The following is a 26,544-nucleotide window of genomic DNA, read 5'->3' on the forward strand; positions in this document are numbered from 1 at the left end:
GAAAGAGTTTGATCGACCCTGCAGGAGTGTGCTGAGCATGCACGAACTGGACGTCCCGATCCTGGATGTCTTTGTGTCCGGTCTGGTCTTCGAGGACCTGGTGCTCGGCCTGCCCACCGCACCCCGGCCCGGCACCGAGGTCTGGGCCACCGAGTCGCACGAGAGCCCCGGCGGCATCGCGAACTTCGCCGTCGCACTCGCCCGGCTGGGTCTGCGCACCGGAATGGCCGCGGTCTTCGGGGCCGATGACCTGGGCGACCGTGTCTGGCGCCGGCTCGTCGACGACGAGGGCATCGATCTGACTCTGTCCCGCAGACTCGCCGGCTGGCAGACCCCGCTGACCGTGGCCCTTGCCTATGACAACGATCGGGCCCTGGTCACGCGCGGGTCCTCTCCCCTGCTGTCAGCCGACGAGCTGGTCACCACGCTGCCGACTGCCCGAGCAGTCGCCGCCCACATCGGCCCCTGGCCGAACGACTGGCTGGCGAAGGCGAAGGCAGCCGGCAGCGTGGTGTTCGCAGACGTCGGCTGGGACCCGTCCGAGCAGTGGGACCCGGCAGTGCTCGACCAGCTCGAGCACTGCGACGTGTTCCTGCCGAACGCCGACGAAGCGATGGCCTACACCCGTACGACGTCACCCGGCGACGCGCTCGAAGCCCTGGCGGAGCAGGTCCCGCTGGTGGTCGTGTCCAAGGGCGCCGACGGCGCCGAAGCGCTTGACGCCAGGACTGGCCAGCGCGTCGCCGTACCTGCGTATCCGGTCTCGGCGGCGGACACCACCGGGGCGGGTGACGTGTTCGCCGCCGGCTTCATCGCCGCCACGCTCTGGGAGCTGCCGCTGGAGCAACGGCTGCGGTTCGCCGCGCTCGCGGCCGCTTTGTCGGTCGCCCGGCTGGGTGGGGCGGACGCTGCACCGCGCTGGGAAGACCTGGCCGCGTGGCAGGCCGCGCACCCCGAAGACCACCACCTCCACGCGCTGATCAGCGCACACTCAGGAAGGTAGAACCATGGAGCTCTCACGTCGGACCTTGCTCGGGGGCTTCGCAGCCATAGCCGGCGGCACTCTGGTCGGCTGTTCGTCCGGGATGGACACCGGGTCCACGGCGAAGAAGAACACCACCACCGAGTTGACCATGTGGTGCTGGCCCGGCGGTCTGGGCAAGTCGGTGATCGACGACACGATCGCGCACTTCCCCGACCCGAAGATCAAGTACTCCGAGATCGGCGGCGACTTCAAGCAGAAGCTGGTCACCACGTTCAACGGCGGCACCGGCATCCCCGACATCACCGGGATCAAGGGCGAGGACATCGCCTCGCTGCTCCCCCAGGCGTCGCGGTTCGTGGACCTGAAGTCGGTCGGCGCGGACTCGGTCCTCGGTGACTACCTGGAGTGGAAGGTCAACCAGGCGACGACGCTGGACGGCAAGGTGATCGGCCTGCCGATCGACGTGGGCCCGACCGGGCTGTTCTACCGCGAGGACATCTTCGCCGCGGCCGGTCTGCCCAGCGACCCGGCCAAGGTGGCCGACCAGCTGAAGACCTGGGACGACTACTTCGCCGCGGGTGTGCAACTGAAGGCGAAGAACCCGAAGGCGCTGCTGGTCTGGGACGCGACCGACCTCTACGACATGGTCGTCGGTCAGGGCACCGAGCGGTACATCTCCAAGGACAACAAGTTCATCGGCGACCAGGACCACATCCGCAAGGCGTGGGACACCTCGGTCAAGGCGATGACGATGAAGATCGACGGCAAGACGCCGAGCGGCAGCCCGGACTGGAACGCCGGTCTCGACCAGGGCACGATCCCGACCCACATCGGCGCCGCCTGGGTCGCGCTGGACATCAAGTCCGCGGTGAAGACCAGCGCCGGCAAGTGGCGGCTGGCGCCGACGCCGAGCGGACCGGCGAACTTCGGCGGCTCGTTCCTGGCGATCACCAAGAACGCGGCGGACCCGCAGAAGGCGTTCGAGGTGATCAAGTACATGCTCAACGCCGACAACGAGGCCAAGGCGTTCGCCGACGCGCAGATCTTCCCGTCCGCGCCGGCGGCGTACGACAAGCCGCAACTGAAGGCGGCGGACAAGTTCTTCGGCGGACAGGTGCCGATCGACGTGTTCGGTCCGGCCGCGAAGGCGATCCCGGTCGCCTACCAGAGCCCGTACGACGACTCGGTCGCCGCACCGTTCCACGACGAGCTCAAGACCGTGCAGACCGGCTCCAAGACCTCCGACGCCGCATGGGCCAGCGCAGTCTCCAAGGCAAAGGCGATCGCCAAGCGGCAGGGGGTTCAGTGACCGGTACGGCGACTGTGCCTGCTGCCGCGACCGAGGCGCTGACCGGAAAGGGACAGCGCCCCGGGCGGCGGATCTGGTCGTACTGGCGGTTCTATCTGGCGCTGTCGCCGTTCTACATCCTGTTCGCGGTGTTCGGGCTCTACCCGATGCTGTCGACCATCGTGCTGGCGTTCCAGCGTTGGGACGGCCTGAGCGCCCGCAGATTCACCGGGCTGGGCAACTTCCAGTTCCTGGTCCAGGATCCGACGTTCTGGACGGCGTTGGAGAACACCATCGTGCTGTTCTTCATGTCGACGGTCCCGACGCTGGTGCTCGCGCTCCTGCTCGCGGTGATGCTCCAGTCGGCGGTGCGGTTCACCAACGTGTACCGGATCGCGTACTTCATCCCGAACGTCACCTCGCTGGTCGCGATGGCGATCTTCTTCAGCTCGATCTTCAGCACGAACTTCGGCCTTGTGAACGCCGCACTGCGCTCGCTCGGCATCCCGCAGCAGGACTGGCTCGGACAGCCGTGGGGGATCAAGATCGCGATCTCGACGATGATCGTGTGGCAATGGGTCGGGTACAACACGCTGATCTACCTGGCCGGACTGCAGGCGATCCCGAAGGAGCAGTACGAGGCGGCCAAGGTCGACGGCGCCGGTCCGGTCCGGACGCTGTTCTCGATCACGTTGCCGCAACTGCGTCCGGTCATCCTGTTCACGGTCGTCATCTCGACCATCGGTGGATTGCAGACGTTCACCGAGCCGCAGGTGATGGTCGGCAACAGCGGCGGCACCGGGCAGAGCGGGATGACCGTGGTGCTGCTGTTCTACCGGACCGCGTTCCTGGACAACGACTACGGGTACGCCGCAGCGATCGCGCTGAGCATCTTCCTGCTCGTGTTGTTGTTCACGGCAATCAACTGGCGGATCTTCCGCGGACGGAGCGACGACCGATGACGCGTTACCGGTGGCGCGGGATCGCGCTGCACGCCGTACTCGTGCTGGCTCTGCTGGTGTTCATGTTCCCGTTCGTGTGGACGATCATCATGGCGTCGAACACGACCGCGGACATCTACCGGTTCCCGCCGAAGTTCACGTTCGGCGGCCATTTCGGCGACAACGTCCGGCAGGTGCTGGACAACGTCGCGTTCTTCCAGTCGATGGCCAACACCGCGACGGTGGCGATCTCGACCACGTTGCTCGTGCTGTTCTTCGATTCGCTGGCGGCGTTCACGTTCGCGAAGTTCCGGTTCCCCGGGCGGAACGCGCTGTTCGTGATCCTGCTCGCGACGATGCTGCTGCCGGCGCAGTTGTCCGCCGTACCGCAGTTCCAGACGATGGCGCTGCTCGGGTGGGTCGGCTCGCTGAAAGCGCTGATCATCCCGGGTGCGGCGAACGCGTTCGGCATCTTCTGGATGCGGCAGTACTTCCAGAACTCGATCCACGACGAACTCGTCGAGGCGGCGACGCTCGACGGCTGCGGGTTCTTCGGCACGTACTGGCACGTGGCGTTGCCGTCGGCGCGGCCGGCGCTCGCGTTCCTCGGCATCTTCACGTTCGTCGGTGCGTGGAACGACTACATGTGGCCGCTGATCGTGCTGACCAACCCGAATCACCTGACGCTGCAGGTCGCCCTGTCGACGCTGAACCGCTCGCACGGCGTCGACTACAGCATGGTGATGACGGGTGCGTTGATGGCGATGGTGCCGCTGGTGATCGTCTTCGGGATCTTCGCCCGCCAGTTCATCAAGGGTGCGACGGAAGGCGCCGTCCGAGGCTGATGAGGACGCCGATCGCGACCAGTGCGTTGCCGAACAGGCCGGTCAGGAAGTCGGCCGCCGAGTGCCCTTGGGTCAGGGCCGGAACGCCCCCGAGGATGCCGAGGGCCGAGTAGGTCACCACGGTCGCGATCAGCCAGATCTTTGTCCTGGCGTCGGCTGCGATCAGGGCCGTCCAGGCGAGGGCTACCGACACGATCGCGTCCAGGAGCGCCAGCGGGGTGACCATCAAGAACGAGACGCCGTCGCCGTGCGGGACGACCGCGCTGAGCACCAGCAAGATGCCTCCGGCAACAACCGTGGCGGCGGCCGGGGGCCAGACCGGCCACAGCGGCCCGATCGACGGTTTCAGGGCGATCAGGAGTACGACGCCGAGCGCGATCGCCGTCACGGCCGTCACGACCCACGCCGAGGTCTCGTCGGCCGAGATCCCGCCGCCGACGATCAGTACGGCGCCCTCGATCGCGGCCGCCGCGCAGCCGGCCACGACGCCGAGCGCGATCGTCCCGGCCCAGCGGGCGACGACGGCCGCGAGGAGAGCGACGAGCGAGCCCCAGATGGCCGGGTCGTACCAGTTCCGGTACAGGTACCAGCCTTGGTTCGAGTCGTACCAGAGCTTGCGGGAGTACGGCGCGCCGGGCCAGTTCACGAGGACGAGAAACGCACTGCCGGCGATCAGCACCGCAATCAGCCACCACGGCGGGCGAGGTGCACCGTCGGTCAGCGAGGCTGCCACGGGTTCAGGTTGCGCTGCCACCTCTTGTGCTGGCACCGGTTTCGCTGCCACCGGGGTCGGCCGCTTGGCCGCGGCCGGTTCGGCGTGGGGCGGTTCCGGGACGGGAGCAGGCACGGGCTCGGGTTGCGGTTCGGGTTCGGGAGGTGGAGCCGGCGGCTCGGATTCGGTGTCCGGGACCGTCAGACGAACGGGTACGACGCGCTCCCCGGCCGGCCCCGCCAGAGCAACCGAGCCTTCGTGGACACCGGGAGCTGACTGCTCGGCGTGCACCCGGATGACGTCGCCTTCCTGTGAGAGCTTCAACCACGGGTCGCTGGGCGATGCGGCCGCCGTCAGCGCGATCGGCGGGCCGGACAGGCGTAGCTCGGCGGGAGTCGCGCCGATCAGGTCCACCGACGAGGGCGTGACCTTGAGTTCAGCCGTCGACAATGCCTCGGACGCGGCCTCGGAGACCTTGCGGCTGTCGTCGTCGATCATCTGACGCAGGCCCTGCCACGCGGCGTACGCCTGCCCGAGGTCCTGGTCGTACAGACGTTCGCGCAGGTAGTCGACCACGCCGAACCTTGCCGCGGGCAACGGACTCTCCATCGCCTGTGTCAGTTCCGGCGCGAGCGGTGCCGGGGTGATCCGGCGTACCCGGCTGCGAGCAATCAGCAGCTCGCCCTGCGAGCCGAAGGTCCACATCTGCGGGTTCTGGTTCGGCGTGACCCGGTGGATCCGATCGGTGACGAAACCGACCAACTCGGTCAGGCCCACCCAGCCGTCGCCGTCCCGGTCCGCCTCGCCGGTCGTCAGCCCGTCCACCACAGCGCCGGTGAAGACCGACGGCGCCGGCTTGGACGCGTCGGACGCCAACTGGCCGCCTTCGAAGGCGTACTCCATCGCGCTGGACGCGGTGATCACCACCCGCCCGCGCCCGCCACCCACTTCGGCCTGCTTGGCAAAGGCGTCCTGCACCTGTGCCTCACCGGCAGCCCGTACGACCATGCCGCGAGGGAAAGCACCGCCGTAGCAACAATCCAGGAACAAGGCGATCCGCTGCGCACGGCTGTCCGCCATCTGCCGGTTGACGAAGTCCGCCGCCACCGCGGTCGACGCGAGCCGCGCGGGCTTGGTGTCGGCGACTGCGAGGAACAGCTCCCCGGCCGAGTTCTTCAGTCCGTGGCAAGAGAAGTGCAGCAACAGCAGGTCTTCCGGGTTGCGGTCGGCGAAGAAGTCCTCGACCGCGAACCGGATGTCCTGCGCCGGCGCGTTCCGCAGTACCTTCACGTCGAACCCGCCGACCGCCGGATCCGCGAGTACGCCGGCCAGCGCGGCCGCGTCCTGCGCCGGCGCGACGAGTCGCTTCAGACCGGGATCGTCGTACTGATCGTTCGCCACCACGAGTGCGACCCGCGAACCGTCCATCTCACCCGTCCGCTCCGGCGTGCCGTCGAACGAAGGCATCGACCAGCTGCTGCTGCACCGCGTCGGTGGTGCCGGTCAGCTCGATCACGTCGTTGTCGATGGTGAGCTTCACCGTCCGGCCGTCCCCGGCCCGCCGCAACCACTCCCGCACCACAGCGACCACCGAACCGAGCACCTGCAGACCAGGGGCGAGCGAAACGCTCAGCACGCCGGCGATCGCGGCCAGCGCGCCGCGGGTCCCGTCCGGCGCTTCGCCGTCGCGGTACGGCTCGACCGCGCGTACGTCGAGCGACAACAACTCCTGCCGCAACAGCAGCGCGAGGTCCTCGAGACGTGCGTCGTCGGCCCCCGCCTCGCTGACGCCAACCAGTACGTCGTCGCCCATGGCCCCCTCCCATTCCCCAGGCCGTGCCGACTCCTCCACGATCCTCCTGCGCCGACCCGGCGACAAGACTCACGGCCAGCTAGCATTCGGGGAACTGGAGCAGGCCGGGCCGCGTCGGAGGAGCAACATGGTAGGCAAACGGGGGCGGGTGATCGGCCGGATCGCACCCGGGATCGTCGGCGAGGTGATGCTGCCGGTCCGCGGTGCCACCGAAGCCTTCTACGCTTACCCCGCGACCGACGAGGTGCTCGAGGTGGGGACGCAGGTCGTCGTGGTCGACTACGACCCACCCCGCACCGTGTACGTCGCTCGCGCTATCTAACTCATTCCCTGGAGGGGAAATGCTCTGGACGTACGTGGTCGTCGCCGCCGTCGCGGTGGTGGCCCTGCTCATCGTGTTCCGGATGGTCTGGCGGGTGGCGGAGCCGAACGAGGCGCTGATCATCTCCGGCCTCGGCGCGCACTCCAGCACCGAGCAGGTCAACGAGACCCTCGGTTTCAAGATCGTGGTCGGCCGCGGCACCGCTGTCCTGCCGGGCTTCCAGACCGTACGGCGCCTGCCGCTGGACATCCGGGCAACGCCGTTGACCGTGACCTGCGTGTCCAGCCAGGGCATCCCGCTGCATATCAAGGGCGTCACGGCGTACAAGGTCGGTGACGACTACGGCTCGATCGCCAACGCGGCCCGGCGGTTCCTGGAGCAGAGCGACGAGCAGGTGATGAGCACGATCCACGAGCTGTTCGCCGGTCACCTGCGCGCGATCGTCGGTTCGACCACGGTCGAGGAGATGCTGCACGATCGGGAGACCCTAACCACGAACATCCGCGGCTCGCTGGCCGGCGACATGGAGAAGCTGGGCCTGGTGGTCGACTCGCTGCAGATCCAGGAGATCGACGACGAGTCCGGCTACATCAGGAACCTTGGCCGTCCGCAGGCCGCCGCGGTCGAGGCCGCGGCCCGGATCGCGCAGGCCGAGCGGGACCGGGAGGCGACCGAGCGCGAGCAGGTCGCCGCCGCGGCGAAGGCGGCCGCGATCCGGGAGAGCGAGATCGCGAAGGCCGGATACCAGGCCGAGGTCGACCAGGCCACGTCGAAGTCGTTCCAGGCCGGACCGCTCGCGGCCGCGCTGGCCAAGCAGGAGGTCGTCGTCGCCGAGACGGAGACCGCGAAGCTGAACGCCTCGCTGGCCGAGAAGCAGCTGGAGTCGTCGGTGCTGAAGCCGGCCGACGCCGAGGCATACAAGCAGCGCACGCTGGCCCAGGCCGCCCGCGACGCGCAGATCGCCGCCGCCGAGGCGAACGCGCGGGAGGTCCAGCTGCGTGGTGAGGCACAGGCGAAGGCGACCGAGCTCACCGGTAAGGCCGAGGCGTCCGCCATCCAGGCGAAGGCGATGGCCGAGGCGGCCGGTATCAAGGCGCGTGCCGAGGCACTGGCCACGAACACCGACGCGGTCGTCGCGCAGCAGCTGGCCGAGGCGTACCCGGAGATCGTCCGGGCCGCGTCGTCGTCCTTCGACAAGGTCGGCAACATGGTCGTGCTGAACGGCGCGCAGGGCATCGAGGACACCCTGGTCAAGACGATCACGATGGGCGGCTCGGGCTTCGCGCTGGCCAAGCAGCTGATCGAGTCGCTGGCCACCAAGAAGGCCGACGACGACAAGCCGGTCCTGGAGTCCGTGGCGGACAACCAGGCCTGACAGCCGACCTGTGGATCCCCTTGCACGCAAGGGGATCCACAGGCATTTCTACGCGGTCTGCAGAGTCAGGCCGTACGCCTGCAGGATCTCGTTGACCGGCTGGAACCACGTCTCGCCGCCGCTGGTGCAGTTACCCCAGCCGCCGGACGTGACGCCCTGCGCCTGGTCGCCGGTGATGAACGACCCACCAGAATCGCCACCCTCGGCACAGACGTTGGTCTTGGTCGCGCCGTAGAACAGTGCACCGTTGCCGTAGTTCACGGTCTCGTTCTTGGCCAGGATCGTGCCGCAGTGCCAGTGCGATGTCGAACCGCTCCGGCACACGGACGAACCGATCGGGGCCTCCCACGACCCGCGGACCAACTGGTCGCTCACCTGTCCCCAGCCGAGGACGACCGGGACGGTCCACCAGCCATAGCCGGTCGCCACCCACGCGTAGTCGTTGCCCGGGAACGACCAGCCCTGGAACGAGCCCTGGTCCGACCCGTCCCAGCCGCGCACGATGCCGCTACGGCCGCAGTGGCCCGCGGTGACGTAACCGCCGTACACCGAGAAGCCGATCGAGCAGCGGATGTTGCTGACGTAGTACGGGTCGCCGCCGACCGTGCCGGCGGTGTACGTACGTGGCGCTTGCGCTGCCACCTCCCTGACCGTCACCGCACCGGTCTTTGCGACCTTGGACACGAACGCGTCGACGGCCGGGGATCGCTTGCCTGCTTGGACGTTGATGACCACGCTGCCGGTCTTCGGGTCGGCAGACCAGCCGCTGACAGCATTCGGCACAGCCTTGCCGGCCAGCTTGTCGACGGCGGCCTTCCGGTGGTCCAGCGTCTTCGCAGTCACCGGTACGGCGGTCACCGCGGCGCCTGTTGCTCGTACTGCGGCCGCACGGTCCGGCCCGACGCGCCCTGCCATGCCGACGACGAGCTTCTGCGTGGCCGCGTCGTACCAAGCTCCGCCGAACGCGGTGCCGGCTGCCTTCTGGGCTGCGGGCAACAGCTTGGCGGCCGAGGTCTCGGCCCTGAGCCGTTGCTGCAGCTGCTGATCGGTCAGCCCGAAGTCACGCTGCATGGCAGCCGATTGGCCGGCCACAGCAAGAGGCTCGGGCGCGGCCAGCGCTTGTGTGGGCACGGTCAACACACCCGCCGTGATCACGGCGGCCAGTAAGACCTTCATCTGAACTCTCCTCACCTAGGGGCGGTTCGGTGGATGAGAGCGCTCTCGCGATCGAGGGTGGCGTACTCAGACCGGTCCGTCAAGGGCGACCGCGGGTCACAGGCCGAGGTAGGCGAGGACGGCGAGGACGCGGCGGTGGCCCGAGTCGGTCGGTGGGAGGTCGAGCTTGAGGAAGACGTTGCCGACGTGTTTGTGCACGGCGCCGTCAGAGATCACCAGCTTCTCCCCGATTGCCGCGTTGCCGAGGCCTTCGGCCATCAGGGCGAGTACTTCGCGTTCTCGTGGCGTGAGCCGGTCGAGCGGGCTGCTCCGCTTGACCATGAGCTGGCTGACGACCTCCGGGTCGAGCACGGTCCCGCCGGCCGCAACCCGGCGTACCGCTTCGAGGAACTCGTCGACGCGGGACACCCGGTCCTTGAGGAGGTAGCCGACGCCCTCGCTGCCGGCGGCGAGGAGCTCGGCGGCATACACCTCCTCGACGTACTGCGAGAACACCAGCACCGGAAGCCCCGGGCGGACGCGGCGGGCCTCGATCGCGGCACGCAGGCCCTCGTCGGTGAAGGTCGGCGGCAGCCGTACGTCGACCACTGCGATCTCCACCGGGTGTTCGGCGATCGCCTTGCCGAACTCGTCCGCGTCGGTGGCGACCGCGGCGACCTCGAAGCCGGAGTTGTTCAGCAGCAGGCTCAGGCCTTCGGCGAGGATCGGGTTGTCCTCGAGGATGATCACCCGCACGGAAGGATCACCTCGACGGTGGTCGGCCCACCGATCGGGCTCTGCAGCTCCAGGTGACCGTCGATCGCCTGCACGCGGTGGAGGATGCCATGCAGCCCACTCCCCCGGCCCAGCAGGTCGGACTGCTCACTGATCCGCGCTCCACCGATCCCGTCGTCCATGACGGACAGATAGAGCTCCTGTCCACGCCGTTCGAGCCGTACGTCGACATGCCCGGCCGCACTGTGCTTGGTGACGTTGGTAAGCGACTCCGCGACCACGAAGTACGCAGCAGCCTCTACCGCGGCTGGGACTTCGCCCAGCTCACCGATGCGCAGTTGGACCGGCAGGGGGCATCGGGCCGCCAGTGCGGAGACTGCTCCCACCAGACCGCGGTCAGCAAGGATCGGTGGGTACATGGTCCGCAGTACGCCGCGCAGCTCGGTCATAGCTTGCTCGGCACCGTCACGAGCGTCGTCGAGGAGTTTGGCGGCCTTCTCCGGGTCTTCTGCCATGGTCTGCTTGGCGATGCCGATCCGCATCGCCAGCGACACCAGCTGGGCCTGCGTACCGTCGTGCAGATCCCGTTCGATACGCCGCAGCTCGGCGCCGTGGGAGTCGACCGCACCCGCCCGGCTCTTCGTGAGCTCCTCGACCCGCTGCGTCAGCCGGTGCATCTCCACCTCGGCCCCGCTCGGAGCCAACAGGTGACGGACTGCACGAGCATGTCCACGGGCCAGCGCGGGCGCTCCCCAGCCAAGGACCGCGAGGCTGACCAGGATCTGCACGGGACCGTTCGTGAGCGCCTCGGCCCAGCTGTCGACCTCGACGCCCATCAGCGAGAAGTTGCCCGGGTCCAGCGTCCACAGCAGCATGCCAGCGACCGCTGCGGGCGCACCGACCAGGCCGATGACCGCGACGAGCAATTCGGGGACCATAGCCAGCGGCATCAGCAGTAGCCACAGGCTGCGCTTGAACGACCTGTCCCTGAACAGCGTGGCGACGTCGCCCGGCCGGCGCGGTGTGGCGGGCGGCAGCGGCGCGTCCTCGGGCAGGCCCAGGTACTTCGCGGCCCTGCGGCGCTCACTGTTGGCCAGCTTCACCAGCGCGCCGGTGAAGGGCGTGATCAACCAACCGAGCAGGAGACCGTTCGGCAACGCCAGCAACAGCAGGAGCGCGCGGAGGTAGCGAACCGCCAGGTAGGCACTTGCCCGTCCGCCCCGAGCCAGGATCTTGTTGATCATGGCTCAATCCTGCGGGACGGCCGGGCACGTGTCGGTACAGCAGGCTCTACCCTTCTGGCTCTAGCAGTCCGGAACGCCCGGGAGTTTGGCGTTCGGATCGTCGATGTAGATGTTGGTCATGTAACCGCCCTGGTCGCGGAGCTTGGCCCACCAGTTGTTGGTGTAGCCGTTCGCCGTCACCGTGTCGCCCTGGACCTGGCACTGGACGAAGACCTGCGTCGGGCCGGGCAGCGTGGTCACAACCGAGGCGGACAGCTTCGGGGCCGAGCGGACGTTGACGCCGTTGCCCCAGGTGGTGAAGTTGTACTGCGGCGGGTTCGGGTCTCCGCCGTTCACCAGCTGCATGTAGTAGTCCCAGTTCCAGTTCGGTCCCGGGTCGGTGTGGTCGTTGCCGGGCATCTCACTGTGGCCCTTGATGTGGTTGCGGTCCTTCGGGATGCCACGGCGGTCGGCGATGTTGGCGGTCAGTGCGGCCGAGGACCGGTACATCGCGTCGGTGAACCACGACGGCTGATCGATGAAGCCTTCATGCTCGATGCCGATCGAGTACGGGTTCGCACTGCGGGCGTGCCAGGCGGTGTCCTTCTCGGCGACCATCTGCGTGATCTGGCCGTCGCTGGATCGGACCACTTAGTGCGCGCTGACCTGCGCCGCCGGGTCCTTGAACCAGCTGATGGTGCCGGCGTACGAGCCCTGGGTCACGTGGATCACAATCGTGGTGATCGCCTGGGTGCGGCCAGCTTGGTAGTTGCAGGTGCAGGCCGGGTTCCAGATCGCGCCCGGGTAGTCGGTGGCCTGGACCTTCGCCCTGGTGCCGAGCGGCGAGACCTTCGCGTAGGCGCCGAGGTCCGGCGTGACCTGCTTCGGGTCGGTCGAGACACTCGCCGTACTGACGCCGCGGGCGATGACCCGGTAGACCTCGTCGGTGTACAGGCGCGCGGTCGGGCCGTCCGCGGAGTGCGAGTACTTCGCGATCACGGAGTACCACTTGCCGAGATCGGAGCGGTCCTTCAGGCCTGCCTGGTCGGCGTACGAGTCGAGGACCGCGGCGGCGCCGAGGATGTTCGACGTATCGTTCTTGCTGAGCTCGGCGACCGGAAGCCCGGTCAGTTTGCTTGCCTCGGACATCGTCTTGTTGACGTTGTTACCGGCCAGGTGCATGACGCCGTACCCGTTCGCCTGGCTGGGCGTGCCGTTGTGGCCGTCGAGGTGCGTCTCGGCGAATCCGACGCTGACGAGGGCCTCACGCGGTACGTCGTACTTCGCGGCCGCGGTCTGGAACGCGGACGCGAGGTTCGGCTGACCGGTGGGTTGCGGTGGTTGAGCTGCATTGCTCGGAAGGGCTGTCAGTGCGAGCGCTCCGACAGCAAGCAGAATCGTGGCGGTGTTCCGCGTGGGCGGCGGTCCTTCCCTGTAGCTGGTCCGCCGAGGGGCGTCGGCGGTCCCGGAAGCCACGCTAGGGCAAGATCTTCCGCTCGATCCAGTGTTCGAGTGAATTATTTCCCGTCACCGACGGAACAACACCTGACCACGCAATGCGATCAATCGTGGGTGGCTGAGTACGGCGGGGTTTGCGCGCGGGTCCTCGTCGTACACGACCAGATCGGCCGGGTCGCCGGGGCGGAGCTCGCTAGGCGCACCAAGCCACGCGCGGGCAGCCCACGATCCGGCAGCCAGGGCCTGCTCCCCTGACATGCCGATCTGGGTCAGCGCCTGGATCTCCTGAGCGACGAGACCGTGCCCGAGGACCCCGCCCGCGTCGGTCCCCGCGTAGACCGGTACGCCGGCCTCGAACGCGTCCCGCAACCGGTGCAGACGACGCTCGTACAGGTCGCGCATGTGCGCCGAGTAGACCGGGAACTTCGCGGCGGCCTGCTCGGCGTACTCCGGGAAGTTCTCGAGCTGGATCAGTGTCGGGACGACCGCGACTCCGTGGTCGGCCATGTGGGCGAGCATGTCCGGCTCGAGGCCGGTGCCGTGCTCGATGCAGTCGATGCCGGCGGCAAGCAGATCGGGCAGGGCGTGTTCGCCGAAGACGTGAGCCGTGACGCGGGCGCCTAGCTCGTGCGCGCGGGCGATCGCCGCCGTCAGCGCATCGGCCGGCCAGCACGGGGTCAGGTCGCCGGCCTCGCGGTCGATCCAGTCGCCGACCAGCTTGACCCAGCCGTCACCGCGGAGGGCCTCCTGCTCGACATACGTGACCAGTTCCTCCGGCTCGATCTCCCAGCCGTAGTTGCGGATGTAGCGCTTGGACCGGGCGATGTGGCGGCCGGCGCGGATGATCTTCGGCAGGTCCTCGCGGTCGTCGATCCAGCGGGTGTCGGCGGCCGAGCCGGCGTCGCGGACCAGCAGCGCGCCGGCGTCGCGGTCCACGATCGCCTGCTGCTCCTGGACGTCGGTATCGACGGCGCCGTGCTGGTCGAGGCCGATGTGGCAGTGTGCGTCGACCAGGCCGGGCACGATCCAGCCGCCGGTGTGCACGGTGGTCACATCAGCAGCGGTGGGCCGGTCGACGACCAGCCCACCGCTGAGATGGAGCTCCTGCTGCTCACCGGCCGGCAGCACCGTGCCGACGAGCTTGAGTACGGTCATAGGTCCGACCGTATCCGGGGACCTCCTAGCCGTGCGAGCCGCCGCCCGGCGTACAGGTCGGGGTGGTGGGCTCGTTGCCGGCGCACGGCGTCCCGGTCGGGGTGTCCGTCGGGGTCGGGGTGTCCGTCGGCGTCGGTGTCGGCGTCGGAGTGTCCGTGGGCGTCTTGGTCGGAGTCTTCGTCGGTGTCTTGGTGGGGGTCTTGGTCGGCGTCGACGTCGGCCGGTGCGTCGGCGTCCCGGTCGGGGTGTCGATCGGCTTCGGTACCGTCGGCTTGTCCCACACCGTCGACGGCGGCGTGGACGGCAGCACCGGCGGCGGAACGGTTGCCGTCGGGGTCGTCGTCGCGGTCGTCTTGGTGTCGTCCGGGACGTCGGGGACCTGTCGCGGGTCGACCTTGCGGTCGGCGTTCCCGGTCCACTTCGCGGCGGCGATGTTGCCGGTCGCGTTCGGGATCAGGACCGCGTTCTTGCTGTAGACCCGCATCCACTTCAGCACGGTGGCGACGAAGTCCTTGGAGTGCTGGTAGCGCAGCAGGGCCTCGACCAGGTCCCGCGGCTGCCTCAGGTCGTCACCCTCGGCGCAGAGCACCACGGCGACGGTGGTGACCGCGTCGTACACGTTGTTGGGGTTGCGGAAGCCGTCGCCGTTGCCGTCGGCCCCGAACTCGTCCCACACCTGCGGGATGATCTGCATCGGTCCGACGGCGCGGTCGTACGTCGTGTCGCCGTCGAACTTGCCCTTGTCGGAGTCGCTGATCCGGCCGTTGCCGTGCCGGCCGTTGAGGACCGGGCCGAGGATCCGGCCGCGGGTGGTGCCGGCCACGTCGACGCGGCCGCCGCTGGCATGGTCGGACTCGACCTTGCCGACGCCGGCGAGCAGCGGCCAAGTGAGGCCGCAGTTCGGCCGGACGACAGCGAGGTTGGCGGTGGCGCGGCGGTAGGCGGGGAACACCCCGCGCGGAATGCCGTTCACTGCTCCCGGCGGGCCGGGACGGACGACCGATCGGCCGTCGGTGGCCCCTTGCACGGGAACGTCGGCGCGGGCGGGCTGGTCGGATCCGAGCCGGCCGTCCACTCCCGGACGCTGCGGGACGATCATCGTCAGTTCGTCGAACTCACCGCTGTTCAGCCCGGCTCCAGGCGATGGGGCGACCGGGTTCGTACCAGCGAGCTGGCCGGTGGCACCGGCCCCGCCCGAAGCAACTGTCACGATGGCCCCGACCAGGAGCGGGGCCGTGCACAGTGAAGCGATGATTATTTTGACCCGACGGTTACCACTACGGGTTAGGCGCATAGCCCCTTCAACGAACCATGCGCCACAAAGTTACATCAAGACGACGCAAAGTTACGGGCCACAGAAACCCCTCGGAAAACCGGCACCGAGGTAACGATCGCGGCTACCTGCGGATGTCCGGGTAGTGAGCCTACAGCCGGGCTCAGTTGCCCGGCTTGGGGGCGTCGCTCGCCGCCGTCTTCGACGGGTCGGACTCCGCACCGGTCGAGCTGCACGGACTCGGCGTCGGGGTGGGAGTCTGCGTGACCGTCGGGTCGCTCGGCGACGGGGTCGGCGTGTCCGAGGGCGTCGGAGTCGGCGTGCAGGTGGGGTCGTTCGGCGTGCTCGGCGGGGTGGTCGGGGGCGTCGTCGGCGGTGTCGACGGGGGCGTGGTCGGCGGGGTGGACGGCGGCTTGGTGGGCGTCGTCGTCGTACCCGGGCCGTTGGTCGGCCTCGGGATGCTCGGCTTCGGCGAGCTGGGCCGGCTGCTGGTCGGCCGTGACGTGGTCGGGGCGACCGTCGGGCTGGTGGTCGTCGGCGCCGTGGTCGGAGCGGTCGTCGGCACTGTCGTCGGTGTGGTGGGCGGCGGCGTGGTCGCCGTCCGGCCGTTGCTGTCGTCGTCGCCGTTGTTGCCGCCGTCGCCCGGGATGTCGATCGTGCCCGGCTTGTCCGGCACGCTCACGGTGTCCTTGCTGTACGACTGCATCCACCGGAGCACGGTCGAGACGTAGTCCATCGAGTGGTTGTAGCGGAGCACCGCCTGGACCAGACCCTCCGGGTCGGCCAGGTTCGCGCCGCCGGAACAGAGGTAATCCCCTGTCGCGCGGGCCGCGTCGAAGACGTTGTGCGGGTCCTTGATCCCGTCGCCGTTGCCGTCCGCGCCGAACGCCCGCCACGTGCCCGGGATGAACTGCATCGGCCCGACGGCGCGGTCCCAGGTCGTGTTCCCGTCGTACACGCCCTGGTCGGTGTCGGCGATCGCCGCCATGCCGGGGCTGCCGTCGAGGACCGGGCCGAGGATCTTGCCGCGGGTGTTGCCGTTCGCGTCGACCTTGCCGCCGCTGGCGTGGGCGGACTCGACCTTGCCGATGCCGGCGAGCAACGGCCAGGTGAGGTGGCAGCCGGGCATCGAGAGCGCCAGGTCGTTGGCAGCCTTCTGGTACGCCGCGAGCACAGTGCCCGGGATGCCCGAGGTGTCACCGATCGCACCGGGGATCGGCTGCACGGTGCCGTTCGTCGTCCCGGTGACCGGGACCCCGATCGTGGACTTCTCCTGCGTCGGCAGGCTGCCGTCGACCCCGGGCTGGTTCGGCACGTTGGCGGCCAGGTCGTCGAAGACCGCGTCCTGGCGCGGAGCGGCCAGCGCATGGGCGTCGACGATGAACGTGTTCGAGGTGACGCCGCCGACGACGAACACGGCGACCATGGCAGTAGGCGGCGCCAAGCAGGTACATGCGGCGGACAACTTGCCCCGCCACGTGTCCAGGTTCTTGAACTGCTGCCTCATCCGAACCGTCCTCGACGCATTCCGCAGGTGGTGTCTCTCTCGGGCGTAGGCACGATCTTAGCCGTCACAGGGTCGTGGACAACCGGTAACGGTGCGCCACTTCGTGCAGTAACCGGGCACCCAACAGGCTTTCAGTCGGACGTCACCGAGAGTTCATCCCCCGACTTCACCGTACGCCGACGAAGGCCCGGCCGGACCAGCCGACCGGATGACAGTTCTGACAGATGTCGCCGTACGCCGGGCCGCTCGGGAAGTTCGCCCGATCGGGCATAGGCGTACAGGTGAGCTACTTGCCGCCGCCGAGCATCTTCTTGAGGTCGTCGGGCAACTCGAAGTCGCCACCGTCCTGGCCGCCGCCGAACGCCGCCGGGAGCTGGCCCGGCTGCGGCGCCTGCGGCTGCGGGCTGCCCTGGTTCGCCCGCTTGGCGGGGTTGCCGGAGCCGCGCTTCTTGCCCTTCTTCGCCTGCTGCTTGGCCTTCCGCGCGCCGCCCGCGCCCGCGCCCGCGCCCGGCATACCTGGCATGCCCGGCATCCCCGGGATGCCCTTGCCGGACGCCATCGCGGCCATCATCTTGCGGGCCTCGAAGAACCGCTCGACCAGGCCGCTGACGGTGGCGACCTCGGTGCCGGAACCCTTCGCGATCCGGGCCCGGCGGGAGCCGTTGATGATGTTCGGATCGTTCCGCTCGGCCGGCGTCATCGAGTGGATGACCGCCTCGATGCGGTCGATCTCGCGCTCGTCGAAGTTCTCCAGCTGGTCCTTGAACTGGTTCGCACCGGGCAGCATGCCGAAGATCTTGGTCAGCGGGCCCATCTTGCGCACCGACTGCATCTGGGCGAGGAAGTCGTCCAGGGTGAAGTCCTTCCCACCCTTCTTCTGCAGCTTGGCCGCGGTCTTGGCCGCCTGCTCGGCGTCGAACGTGCGCTCGGCCTGCTCGATCAGGCTCATCACGTCGCCCATGCCGAGGATGCGCGACGCCATCCGGTCGGGGTGGAAGACGTCGAAGTCCTCGAGCTTCTCGCCGTTGCTGGCGAACATCACCTGCCGGCCGGTGACCTGCGCGATCGACAGCGCGGCGCCACCACGGGCGTCACCGTCGAGCTTGGACAGCACGACGCCGTCGAAGCCGACGCCGTCGAGGAAGGCCTGCGCGGTGGTGACCGCGTCCTGGCCGATCATCGCGTCGACGACGAACAGGATCTCGTCCGGGCTGACGGCGTCGCGGATGTCCGCGGCCTGCTTCATCAGCTCCTCGTCGACACCCAACCGGCCGGCGGTGTCGACGATGACGACGCTGTACTGCTTGGACCGCGCCTCGTCCATCGCCTTGCGCGCGACGTCCACCGGGTCGCCGACGCCGTTGCCGGGCTCGGGCGCGTACACCGGCACGCCGGCGCGCTCACCGACCACCTGCAGCTGGGTCACCGCGTTCGGACGCTGGAGGTCGGCGGCGACCAGCATCGGCGTCTGGTGCTGCGTCTCCCGCAGCCACTTGGCGAGCTTGCCGGCCAGGGTGGTCTTACCGGCACCCTGCAGACCGGCCAGCATGATCACCGTCGGCGGCCGCTTCGCCATCCGCAGCTCGCGGGTCTCGCCGCCGAGGATCTTCACCAGTTCCTCGTTGACGATCTTGATCACCTGCTGCGCCGGGTTCAGCCCGCCGCGCACCTCGGCCCCGCCGGCGCGTTCCCGCACCGCCGCGATGAACTCCCGCACCACCGGCAGCGCGACATCCGCCTCCAGCAACGCGATCCGGATCTCCCGGGTGGTCGCGTCGATATCGGCGTCGGTCAGCTTGCCCTTGCCCCGCAGATTCTTGAACGCGGTGGAGAGCCGATCGGAAAGCGTGTCGAACACGAGAAACAGTCCGTTTCGTCGAAGCGATGAACTCCCCGAGTCTACCGGCCCGGCAACCTGTGGATAACTCCGGCGGCAAAGCACTCTTTCTCGCTACCGTAAACGGCATGCCCCTCGACATCCCAGCCTTCAACAACGCCTTCGGCAGAGCCCGCGATCGGGTCCGCGGCGGGCAACCTGTGGACGTCTCGGCCGAGCAGGAGAAGCTGCGTGCGCTCGTCCCGGCCGACACCTCGGAAGACCACCGCGCTTGGACCGCCCGGCTCATCGCACGCCTGGCGGAGCCGCCCCCTCCGCCTCGTGAGTGGAGTGAGTTGTACTACGAGGCGGACCGCATTCACGCGGCTGCGTACCCACCGAAGGGAACCACCGACGAGAAGATCGCGATGCTCGCGGACGCACGACGACGGATCTGGGAGATCGCCGACCGTGCGTCGGAGGACGAAGCGGACGACATCCGGGCGATGACCGAGGATCTCGAGTCCATGGAGAGCTGGATCCGCGACCCACCGTTCCCGCTGACCGACACCCCGTTCCCGGCCTCCGATGCCTGAGTCCGCCCAGCGCGTTCCCGAGAACTCGCCGACGTACCGCGAGTTCACCCGGTTGTACGACTTGGCCCAGCAGCTCCGGCCGCCAGCCGCCGACCGATGGAATCGCCAGCTGTACGCAACGAGCGGACGTGGCGGCTTCGACCAGGACACCGGTGCGATCGGGATTCATGAGCTGCTGCTGCGGGAAGGGCTGACGAGGCATCCGACAGCCAACCCTCGGCGCCAGGCGCGTGCACTGGACGCGGTTCTGACCCGAGCCACGCAGGCGGGGATGAAGCAGGACTCCCCAGGCGAGGCGAATGCAGTCCGGACGACTCAGTCACGAGGCCTCGACGACGGCGTGGCGGCGGTTCGTGCTGCCGACGACTTCGAGGCCTTCACGGAGTTGGCGGGCTACGAAGGCCTGTCCCTCGGTGGTCAGCAACGCAGCGGTGCGTATGCGGCGGCGAATGGTCTGATCCAGCAGGCGTCGGGGGTGAGTGTTGACCGGCGGGAGTTGATTGATCGGCTCAGTCAGGGGCCGGCGGTGATGCATTTCGATCAGGTGGCGGAGGCTGTCGTACGGAATCGGCTGGAGGAGATCGCGCCGGCTGAGGGGGCGGATCGGCAGGCGGTGCGGCGTGAGTTGATCGAGACGATGTTGCATGCCCAGTGGGAGTCGTTGGCGGGGCGGTCGCCTGAGGCTGGGCAGCATGTCGCTGAGGAGATCAGGCGGGGGCTCAACGCGAAGGTTGACGAGATGCGGCGTCGCGGTCCGCACCCGGCGCGGGGTGCGCAGAGCGGCGACGTGCCGCAACAGCAGGTAGGTCGCGAGGCGCTGGCTGATGCAGCGCGCCAGGAGCCCGCCGAGCTGCAGCGGGAAGGCACGGCGCGACCAGCTGAGCAGGCGGCTGAGGGCGCGGCGCGACCGGCTGACCGTGCGGCTGAGCAGGCGGCGCGGGCGGCTGAGAAGGAGACTGCGGAGGTGGCGGCGGGGCGGTTCTTGAGTGGGGTGGCGCCGGCGGCGGGGGCGGCGGGGCGGGGGTCGGCGCTTGGGGATGGGTCGCGGGCGGCGGCTGCTCGGGCGGCGGGGGCGGCGGGGCGGAGTACGTCGGGGTCGCGGGGTGGTTCCGCGCCGCGGGGTGCGTCGGGACCGCGGGGTGCGGGGTGGTGAAGGTGGGAGCGTGCTGATTGACAGGTGGGAGTGGGGCGTCGAGGATCTAACCGGTGGGATGGGATTCACGGGTTAGGAGCTGGTGTGCGGGTTGTGGTGGATGGGCCTTCTAACTTGGGGCTGCGGCCGCCGGCGGAGGGGGCTGTGCCGGGGTGTTACAAGCTGGCCGGGGCCTTGCGTGACCAAGGGATCGTGGGGCGGATCGGGGCGGAGGACGGTGGGTGTGTGACGCCGCCGCGGTACGACCGTGGGGATTGGAAGCCGGGCGACGGGGTGTTCAACGCGCCGGCGATGGCGGCGTACACGGCGAAGCTGGCGGACCGGGTCGCGGGGTTCGTGCAGCAGGGGAAGTTCGTCGTGCTGCTGGGCGGCGAGTGCAGCAATCTGCTCGGGCCGGCGTTGGGGTTGAAGCGACTCGGGCGGTTCGGCGTGGTGTACCTCGACGGGCACTCGGACTTCCGGACGGTCGACAACGCGCCGTACGTCGGAGCCGCGGGTGGTGAGGCGCTGGCGTTGGTCACCGGACGCGGACAGGCCGATCTGACCGATCTCGAAGGGTTGGGGCCGTACACGCGAGACACCGACGCCGTGCTGCTCGGGATCCGCGAGGACGACGAGTACGCAGCAGACGCGGTGAAGGCCGCGATTCCGGTGTGGCCGGCATTGGCGATCGCCGAGGACGTGAACGCCGCAGTGGTCGGGACACTCGAGCAGCTCGAGCGGGACGAGCTGGACGGGTTCTGGGTGCACCTGGACGTGGACATCCTCGACGCGGAGATCATGCCCGCGGTCGACAGCCCGGATCCGGGCGGGATCGACCATGAGCAGCTGCGCGCTCTTCTGCGCCCGCTGCTTGCCGCGCCGAAGTGTGTGGGCATCGACATCGGCATCTTCGACCCGGACCTCGACCCGGACGGCGTCTACGCGGCCGCGCTGACCGACACCTTGGTCGCGGCCCTCACTCCGTAGGTGACCACCGGAGCTCCTGGCCGTGCGGCGCCGCCGTGCCGAGGGTTCGGCGGGATCCGTCGGGCCAGATCTGGAGGTCGATTCGGTACTCCCAGCCGTCCGCGCCTCGGTCGTGGCTGATCACGTGGTGCGGCTCGAGGCTGAGATGCGCCAGCGGTGTCGACTCGGTCGCTTGAGCACCCAGCTCCTCGAGGCGCTCCTCCAGCGCGGTCCGGTCGACGCGTCGCAGGTACTGCCACATGATCGAATGCCACACGACCGTCACGTGGCCCTCGGACAGCTCCAGTGCGCGCAGGAACGAGACGGCGTCCTCCGGGCGTACGTCGGCCGGCACCTCCCGCGCGACCTTCAAGGCACCCCGTAACCGCTCCAAACGCTCCGTCTGGTCCGGCCAGACGTACGACGTCAGCCTCAACGCACCGTCGGGCGTCAGCGGGTTGACCGGGGCGATGTCGCACCCGACGCGTTCGACGATCCGCAGATCCGCAGCAGGCAGCTGTCCCGACCAGGCCGACGAGAACACCACCGGGCTGTCCTCCGGCCCGTAGGACGTCCCGTCCGCGAGGTACCGGTACCGATCCGCTCGGAGGTTCAACCCGGCCGACGCGCCGATCTCGAACAACCGGACCGGCAACGGCACCGCTTCGACCAGCTGCAGCAGACCGCCGTACAAGGAGGCTGACCGACCCACCTCGTTCGTCTGTGGCGGCTGGGTGAGCAGCGACCGCACCTCCCCCACTCGCGACCGCAGCACCTGCTCGAACGCCTCCCAGCCGAGGACCGGGTCCCACGCGCCGCCCACACTCGGGTAGAAGGCCGCGAGCTCAGGCACCGTACCGGACAGCACCAGACCGTGTACGGCGCCCAGCAACCGCAGGCCGATCGCCTCACCGAACGAGCGGTCCTCGTATCCCTCCAGTACTTCGACGGACACACCACCGACCTCGTAGTCGTCCACGAGCAGCCGGAGCAGCTCGGCGTACATCGGGGACCCGAGGTCCTCGCAGGCGACGGCTTGGCGCTGTAAAGCCTCTACGACATGCACAGCGCTGAGACTAGAACGTCAACCGATCGAGGACGGACTTAGCCGTCGTTCGCGCGTCCTCAGGTTCGAGTGGAGCGCCGTGACGGTCGGTCAGGTAGAAGACGTCGACACACTCGGCACCGAGCGTGCTGACATGGGCAGAGCGGATGTCAGCACCTGTGGCCGCGATGGCTGCAGTGACGTCGTACAGCAGTCCTGGACGGTCATGTGCTCGCACCTGCAGGACAGTCGCGGTCTCGGACGCCTCCGGTAGCAGGTCCACTCTGCTGGCAACACGTGCAGCAGACGAGTCCCGTGCAGCCAATCGGCGTACGACGTCGCTCGAGTCCCGCAGCGCGACAGCCAACCTGTCCCGCAACCGCACCGGATCAGGCGCTGACCCAGCAACGGTCCACTGTGAGATCCCGAGTCCTTCAACAGACGTGATGACCGCGGACCGCACAGCCAGCCGCTCTACTGCCAGTACGGCGGCCACAGTCGACAGCGTGCCGACCTGATCTGGTACGGCGACGTTGATCCGCAGATCGCCGTGGTGGTCGGACACTGTGAGCCCCAGCCGCCCCACACCGACTACCTGGTGCAACACCGGCACCGGAACGGGCGGTGCCTCGGTCCACATGCCCTCGCCACCACCGGACAGCTCACCACGCACCCGGCGGCAGAGCTCGCCTACCAGTCGCATCCGCCACGGTGACGACGCAGCCGGACCGGCCGCCCGCGCATCGGCGTACGTCAATGCTTCCAGGAGGTCCAGCGTCTCGGTACTGCGAACGATGCCGGCCACCATGTCCACGGTCATCGGGTCCTCGAGGTCCCGCCGGGTCGCGACCTGGGCGAGCATCAGGTGCTGCCGGACGAGCAGGGCGATGGTGTCCGAGTCCGCTTCGCTGAACCCGATCCGCCGCGCGACCTTCGCAGCGATGGCCGCACCGGTGACGCTGTGGTCGCCGTCGAGCGCCTTGCCCAGGTCATGAATCAGTGCGGCGACCAGCAACAGGTCAGGCCGTCGTACGTCGCGGACCATCGCCGACGCCTCGACGCACGTCTCCAGCAGATGCCTGTCGACGGTGAACCGGTGGATCGCCGACTGCGGCGGCCGGAACCGCACCGAGTCCCACTCAGGCAGGATGCGTGTGATGTACCCGGCCTGGTCCAAGGCCTCCCACACTTCAAGCAGTCCGCTCCCCGCACCGAGCAGCGCGCACAGCAGGCGTCGCGCCTCCCCCGGCCACGGCACCGGCAAGTCAGCAGCCGACGCGGCCAGTCGAGCACAGACAGCGGGAGACAGCACGAGTTGACGATCCGCAGCGACCGCAGCAGCACGCAGCCCGAGCACAGGGTCCCGCTCCGGTCGCGCGTCCGGCATCAGCACGACCTCGCCCTCGTGCTGGCCCACTCCCTCGTCCAGCGCGAGCAGCAGCGGCCCCCCGGTCCGTTGACGGCGCCGGGAACGCGGTGGCTTGGTCATCAAGCTCTCGACCCGTCGCCAGGACACGTCGCACACATGGGCGAGCGTCCGGCCGGTCGCGTACACATGCCGCAGCAGCTCGTCCCGCCCGGACAGCCCGAGCCCAGCTGCCACCTCACCCGCGAGATCAGCCACCAGCCGGTCAGTCGCCCGACCAGCGACCTCATGCAGTACGTCGCGGACCTCGAGCAGATCGCGCCGCGCCCGCTCCACCACCGGATGCGGTACGTCGACCAGCCAGGACGCCACCAACGCACGCAGTACGACGGCATCCCGCAAACCGCCGTACGCCTCCTTCAAGTCGGGCTCCGCGAGATGCGCGAGCTCTCCGACCGTGGACGCGCGATCGCGACACGCCTGCGCCAATCCGGGCAGCCGGGTGTGTGCAGTACGACGCCAGTCCGCCATCAGCACGGACCGCAGCTGCAGCGTCAGATGTGAATCTCCGGCCACATGGCGCGCGTCCAGCAGACCGAGCGCGACCCGGTCGTCCGCCGCGGCGGCCTCGCGTGCTTCGGCCAGTGTGCGGACGCTGTGGTCCAGCTTGGTCCGCGAGTCCCACAGCGGATACCAGATCTGTGCGGCCAGCTCGTCCACCCGTGGGTACCCCTCGACGTGCACGAGCATCACGTCGAGATCGCTGTACGGCGACAGCTCCTCCCGGCCGTAGCCGCCGACCGCGACCAGCGCGACGCCCTCGGTAGGCACACCGAGGGCGTCGCAGGCCTTGGAGAGGAGCAGGTACAGCAGCGCGTCGGCCTCCTCGGCACGGACGCGCCGCTGCTCTGCTCTGTCCACCATCTAGAGGGCGTCTCCGTCCAGCTCGCCGGTCCGGACCCGGACGATCGTGTCGACCGGGGTGACCCACACCTTGCCATCACCGATCTTGCCGGTCTGCGCCGCCTTGACGATCACGTCGACCACGTCGGCGCTGTCACCGTCCTCGACGACCACCTCGAGCCGGACCTTCGGCACCAGGTCCACCTCGTACTCGGCGCCACGGTAGACCTCCGTGTGGCCCTTCTGCCGGCCGTAGCCGCTCGCCTCGGTGACCGTCATACCGGTGACGCCGAACGTCTCCAGCGCGGCCCGGACGTCGTCCAGCTTGTGCGGCTTGACCACCGCGGTGACCAGCTTCATGCCTTGACACCTTCCTTCTCCGACGGCTCAGTGGTGCCATTCTCGGTCTCGGCCGCTGCCGGGCGGGACGACAGCGCGCCGCGCAGGCCCGACGAACCGAGGTAGTCGTACGCCGTCTCCGCGTGCTCGACCTGGTCGACGCCGGTGACCTCGTCCTCCTCCTTGAGCCGGAAGCCGATGGTCTTGTCGATGACCTTGCCGAGGATGAACGCCACGGTGAAGGAGTAGAGCCCGACCACCACGTTGGCCAGTGCCTGCCGGCCGAGCTGTGTCACTCCGCCGCCGTAGAACAGACCGTCGACGGCCGACGGGGCCGCCGCCGTACCCAGCAGGCCGATCGCCAGCGAGCCGAACAGACCGCCGACGAAGTGCACACCGACCACGTCGAGGGAGTCGTCGAAGCCGAGCCTGTACTTCAGCGACACCGCGCCGCAGCAGATGGCGCCGGCGGCCAGACCGAGGATGAGAGCACCGATCGGCGAGACCGCGCCACAGGACGGGGTGATCGCGACCAGACCGGCGACCGCACCGGATGCCATCCCCAGCGTGGTGGCCTTGCCGTGCACGATCCGCTCCACGATCAGCCAGCCGATCACCGCGGCGGCGGTGGCGGCCTGGGTGTTCACGAAGGTGACCGCGGCGGTGGTGCCGGCACTCAGCGCCGAGCCGGCGTTGAAGCCGAACCAGCCGAACCACAGCAGACCGGCGCCGAGGATGACCAGCGGCAGGCTGTGCGGCCGCATCGGGTCCTTCTTCCAGCCGATCCGCTTGCCGAGCACGATCGCCAGCGCGAGCGCGGCGGCACCGGCGTTCAGGTGGACCGCGGTACCGCCGGCGAAGTCCACCGCTTTGAGCTTGTCACCGATCCAGCCGCCGTTGCCGTCGTCCAGGAACCAGACCGAGTGCGCGACCGGGAAGTACACCAGTAGCGTCCAGCCGACCACGAACGCGATCCAGCCGCGGAACGTGGCCCGGTCGGCGATGGCGCCGGAGATCAGCGCGGGAGTGATGATCGCGAACATCAACTGGAAGGCGACGAAAGCGAGCGTGGGCGTCGTCCCGCTCACCGCCTCCGGTGCGAGCAGACCCTTGAGGCCGACCTCGGAGAAGTCCCCGATCACATGTCCGGTGTCACCGGCGAACGTCAGCGAGTAGCCGACGACCACCCACAACACCGTGACGACGGCGATGGTGATGAAACTCATCATCATCATGTTCAGCACGCTCTTCACGCGCACCATGCCGCCGTAGAAGAAGGCCAGGCCCGGTGTCATCAGCATCACCAGGGCGGCGCTTGCCAGGACCCAGGCGGTATCGCCGGGCACAATCGTCATGAGCGTCGTCCTTCCATCGTTCTCGATGTGACCCGCGTCCTCAGTCAGGGGACTCCACAACGCCGGGGAGCCCGCGCCACGGTCACATCGCAAACGGTGTCGGCGCGCCGTTTCAGCCGATCGGTCCATTTGTTTCAGGCATGTGACAAAGCGGGCTCCCAGGTGACATCGAGGTGACATGACTCACCGGAGGCCAACTTGTGGCACTCTGGCCTGGACCACACGGGCCCGCAGCC

The 26,544-nt window shown here is 68.8% G+C and carries 24 protein-coding genes; 9 read left to right on the plus strand and 15 right to left on the minus strand.

The features are described 5' to 3' along the window. Positions 1–37: 37 nt before the first annotated feature. The 4 genes from AB0J62_RS37425 to AB0J62_RS37440 are packed head-to-tail and all read left to right on the plus strand — an operon-like array spanning position 38 to position 4,059. Positions 38–1,003 carry a PfkB family carbohydrate kinase gene (locus AB0J62_RS37425; protein WP_363881762.1) on the plus strand — a complete coding sequence of 322 codons (966 nt, stop codon included), beginning with the start codon at positions 38–40 and terminating at the stop codon, positions 1,001–1,003. Positions 1,004–1,007: 4 nt separating this feature from the next. Beyond that, positions 1,008–2,294, plus strand: coding sequence for an extracellular solute-binding protein (locus AB0J62_RS37430; protein WP_363881764.1), 1,287 nt, complete (start codon positions 1,008–1,010; stop codon positions 2,292–2,294). After that, positions 2,291–3,235 carry a sugar ABC transporter permease gene (locus AB0J62_RS37435; protein ID WP_363881766.1) on the plus strand — a complete coding sequence of 315 codons (945 nt, stop codon included), beginning with the start codon at positions 2,291–2,293 and terminating at the stop codon, positions 3,233–3,235. Before AB0J62_RS37430 ends, AB0J62_RS37435 begins: the two co-directional genes overlap by 4 nt. Further along, a complete protein-coding gene (locus tag AB0J62_RS37440) occupies positions 3,232–4,059 on the plus strand; it encodes a carbohydrate ABC transporter permease (protein ID WP_363881768.1) in 828 nt (275 codons plus the stop codon). Before AB0J62_RS37435 ends, AB0J62_RS37440 begins: the two co-directional genes overlap by 4 nt. On the opposite strand, the gene AB0J62_RS37445 is transcribed toward AB0J62_RS37440, so the two are convergent. Beyond that, on the minus strand, positions 4,025–6,238 hold the full coding sequence (locus AB0J62_RS37445) for a caspase family protein (protein WP_363881770.1): 2,214 nt from the start codon (positions 6,236–6,238) through the stop codon (positions 4,025–4,027). The genes AB0J62_RS37440 and AB0J62_RS37445 overlap by 35 nt on opposite strands. Continuing rightward, positions 6,201–6,584: a hypothetical protein gene (locus AB0J62_RS37450; RefSeq protein WP_363881772.1), complete on the minus strand. Its 384-nt coding sequence runs from the start codon at positions 6,582–6,584 to the stop codon at positions 6,201–6,203. The genes AB0J62_RS37445 and AB0J62_RS37450 overlap by 38 nt, the downstream gene beginning before the upstream one ends. Before the next feature lie 127 nt (positions 6,585–6,711). Here AB0J62_RS37450 and AB0J62_RS37455 point away from each other — a divergent pair, with 127 nt between their 5' ends. Beyond that, positions 6,712–6,906 carry a hypothetical protein gene (locus AB0J62_RS37455; protein ID WP_130449247.1) on the plus strand — a complete coding sequence of 65 codons (195 nt, stop codon included), beginning with the start codon at positions 6,712–6,714 and terminating at the stop codon, positions 6,904–6,906. Between the two features lie 19 nt (positions 6,907–6,925). Then, a complete protein-coding gene (locus AB0J62_RS37460; RefSeq protein ID WP_363881775.1) occupies positions 6,926–8,281 on the plus strand; it encodes an SPFH domain-containing protein in 1,356 nt (451 codons plus the stop codon). Positions 8,282–8,329: 48 nt separating this feature from the next. On the opposite strand, the gene AB0J62_RS37465 is transcribed toward AB0J62_RS37460, so the two are convergent. The 9 genes from AB0J62_RS37465 to ffh form a co-directional block, all read right to left on the minus strand. Then, complete coding sequence (locus AB0J62_RS37465) at positions 8,330–9,457, minus strand: S1 family peptidase (RefSeq protein ID WP_363881777.1); 1,128 nt, start codon at positions 9,455–9,457, stop codon at positions 8,330–8,332. 96 nt (positions 9,458–9,553) lie between these two features. Next, positions 9,554–10,192: a response regulator transcription factor gene (locus AB0J62_RS37470; RefSeq protein ID WP_363881779.1), complete on the minus strand. Its 639-nt coding sequence runs from the start codon at positions 10,190–10,192 to the stop codon at positions 9,554–9,556. After that, complete coding sequence (locus AB0J62_RS37475) at positions 10,183–11,415, minus strand: histidine kinase (protein ID WP_363881781.1); 1,233 nt, start codon at positions 11,413–11,415, stop codon at positions 10,183–10,185. Before AB0J62_RS37475 ends, AB0J62_RS37470 begins: the two co-directional genes overlap by 10 nt. 60 nt (positions 11,416–11,475) lie before the next feature. Then, a complete protein-coding gene (locus tag AB0J62_RS37480; protein ID WP_363881783.1) occupies positions 11,476–12,045 on the minus strand; it encodes an amidase in 570 nt (189 codons plus the stop codon). Next, entirely contained in the window at positions 12,046–12,870 is an 825-nt protein-coding gene (locus AB0J62_RS37485; protein ID WP_363881785.1) for a hypothetical protein, read from the minus strand. It abuts the gene before it with no gap. A gap of 51 nt (positions 12,871–12,921) precedes the next feature. Further along, on the minus strand, positions 12,922–14,007 hold the full coding sequence (locus AB0J62_RS37490; protein ID WP_363881787.1) for an amidohydrolase family protein: 1,086 nt from the start codon (positions 14,005–14,007) through the stop codon (positions 12,922–12,924). Between the two features lie 25 nt (positions 14,008–14,032). After that, positions 14,033–15,217: a lytic transglycosylase domain-containing protein gene (locus AB0J62_RS37495; RefSeq protein WP_363881789.1), complete on the minus strand. Its 1,185-nt coding sequence runs from the start codon at positions 15,215–15,217 to the stop codon at positions 14,033–14,035. A 226-nt stretch (positions 15,218–15,443) separates the two neighbouring features. Next, entirely contained in the window at positions 15,444–16,787 is a 1,344-nt protein-coding gene (locus AB0J62_RS37500; protein ID WP_363881791.1) for a lytic murein transglycosylase, read from the minus strand. A 286-nt stretch (positions 16,788–17,073) separates the two neighbouring features. Next, a complete protein-coding gene (gene ffh / locus AB0J62_RS37505) occupies positions 17,074–18,645 on the minus strand; it encodes a signal recognition particle protein (protein ID WP_363881793.1) in 1,572 nt (523 codons plus the stop codon). A gap of 107 nt (positions 18,646–18,752) precedes the next feature. Between ffh and AB0J62_RS37510 the strand changes: the two genes are divergently transcribed. The 3 genes from AB0J62_RS37510 to AB0J62_RS37520 all read left to right on the plus strand — a co-directional run bounded on the left by AB0J62_RS37510 (position 18,753) and on the right by AB0J62_RS37520 (position 21,321). Beyond that, on the plus strand, positions 18,753–19,199 hold the full coding sequence (locus tag AB0J62_RS37510) for a hypothetical protein (protein ID WP_363881795.1): 447 nt from the start codon (positions 18,753–18,755) through the stop codon (positions 19,197–19,199). Beyond that, the gene (locus AB0J62_RS37515) at positions 19,192–20,352 is read left to right on the plus strand and encodes a hypothetical protein (protein WP_363881797.1); all 1,161 of its coding nucleotides are present in this window, start codon (positions 19,192–19,194) and stop codon (positions 20,350–20,352) included. The genes AB0J62_RS37510 and AB0J62_RS37515 overlap by 8 nt, the downstream gene beginning before the upstream one ends. A gap of 144 nt (positions 20,353–20,496) precedes the next feature. Next, on the plus strand, positions 20,497–21,321 hold the full coding sequence (locus AB0J62_RS37520) for an arginase family protein (protein ID WP_363881799.1): 825 nt from the start codon (positions 20,497–20,499) through the stop codon (positions 21,319–21,321). On the opposite strand, the gene AB0J62_RS37525 is transcribed toward AB0J62_RS37520, so the two are convergent. The 4 genes from AB0J62_RS37525 to AB0J62_RS37540 are packed head-to-tail and all read right to left on the minus strand — an operon-like array spanning position 21,311 to position 26,308. After that, on the minus strand, positions 21,311–22,366 hold the full coding sequence (locus AB0J62_RS37525) for a DUF2332 domain-containing protein (protein ID WP_363881801.1): 1,056 nt from the start codon (positions 22,364–22,366) through the stop codon (positions 21,311–21,313). The genes AB0J62_RS37520 and AB0J62_RS37525 overlap by 11 nt on opposite strands. A 10-nt stretch (positions 22,367–22,376) precedes the next feature. Then, positions 22,377–24,635 carry a [protein-PII] uridylyltransferase gene (locus tag AB0J62_RS37530; protein WP_363881803.1) on the minus strand — a complete coding sequence of 753 codons (2,259 nt, stop codon included), beginning with the start codon at positions 24,633–24,635 and terminating at the stop codon, positions 22,377–22,379. Beyond that, the gene (locus AB0J62_RS37535; RefSeq protein ID WP_130449218.1) at positions 24,636–24,974 is read right to left on the minus strand and encodes a P-II family nitrogen regulator; all 339 of its coding nucleotides are present in this window, start codon (positions 24,972–24,974) and stop codon (positions 24,636–24,638) included. Further along, complete coding sequence (locus AB0J62_RS37540) at positions 24,971–26,308, minus strand: ammonium transporter (RefSeq protein WP_363881806.1); 1,338 nt, start codon at positions 26,306–26,308, stop codon at positions 24,971–24,973. The genes AB0J62_RS37535 and AB0J62_RS37540 overlap by 4 nt, the downstream gene beginning before the upstream one ends. Positions 26,309–26,544 lie beyond the last annotated feature (236 nt).

Origin of the sequence: Kribbella sp. NPDC049584, assembly GCF_040675555.1 — a bacterium.
Classification (GTDB): Bacteria; Actinomycetota; Actinomycetes; order Propionibacteriales; family Kribbellaceae; genus Kribbella.

Excerpts from the sequence above, each read along its gene's own strand:
- AB0J62_RS37425 (WP_363881762.1), top strand. The coding sequence starts at position 38 with ATGCACGAACTGGACGTCCCGATCCTGGATGTCTTTGTGTCCGGTCTG.
- AB0J62_RS37430 (WP_363881764.1), top strand. The coding sequence starts at position 1,008 with ATGGAGCTCTCACGTCGGACCTTGCTCGGGGGCTTCGCAGCCATAGCC.
- AB0J62_RS37440 (WP_363881768.1), top strand. The coding sequence starts at position 3,232 with ATGACGCGTTACCGGTGGCGCGGGATCGCGCTGCACGCCGTACTCGTG.
- AB0J62_RS37445 (WP_363881770.1), bottom strand. The coding sequence starts at position 6,238 with ATGCCTTCGTTCGACGGCACGCCGGAGCGGACGGGTGAGATGGACGGT.
- AB0J62_RS37450 (WP_363881772.1), bottom strand. The coding sequence starts at position 6,584 with ATGGGCGACGACGTACTGGTTGGCGTCAGCGAGGCGGGGGCCGACGAC.
- AB0J62_RS37455 (WP_130449247.1), top strand. The coding sequence starts at position 6,712 with ATGGTAGGCAAACGGGGGCGGGTGATCGGCCGGATCGCACCCGGGATC.
- AB0J62_RS37460 (WP_363881775.1), top strand. The coding sequence starts at position 6,926 with ATGCTCTGGACGTACGTGGTCGTCGCCGCCGTCGCGGTGGTGGCCCTG.
- AB0J62_RS37465 (WP_363881777.1), bottom strand. The coding sequence starts at position 9,457 with ATGAAGGTCTTACTGGCCGCCGTGATCACGGCGGGTGTGTTGACCGTG.
- AB0J62_RS37475 (WP_363881781.1), bottom strand. The coding sequence starts at position 11,415 with ATGATCAACAAGATCCTGGCTCGGGGCGGACGGGCAAGTGCCTACCTG.
- AB0J62_RS37490 (WP_363881787.1), bottom strand. The coding sequence starts at position 14,007 with ATGACCGTACTCAAGCTCGTCGGCACGGTGCTGCCGGCCGGTGAGCAG.
- AB0J62_RS37500 (WP_363881791.1), bottom strand. The coding sequence starts at position 16,787 with ATGAGGCAGCAGTTCAAGAACCTGGACACGTGGCGGGGCAAGTTGTCC.
- AB0J62_RS37510 (WP_363881795.1), top strand. The coding sequence starts at position 18,753 with ATGCCCCTCGACATCCCAGCCTTCAACAACGCCTTCGGCAGAGCCCGC.
- AB0J62_RS37515 (WP_363881797.1), top strand. The coding sequence starts at position 19,192 with ATGCCTGAGTCCGCCCAGCGCGTTCCCGAGAACTCGCCGACGTACCGC.
- AB0J62_RS37530 (WP_363881803.1), bottom strand. The coding sequence starts at position 24,635 with ATGGTGGACAGAGCAGAGCAGCGGCGCGTCCGTGCCGAGGAGGCCGAC.
- AB0J62_RS37535 (WP_130449218.1), bottom strand. The coding sequence starts at position 24,974 with ATGAAGCTGGTCACCGCGGTGGTCAAGCCGCACAAGCTGGACGACGTC.
- AB0J62_RS37540 (WP_363881806.1), bottom strand. The coding sequence starts at position 26,308 with ATGACGATTGTGCCCGGCGATACCGCCTGGGTCCTGGCAAGCGCCGCC.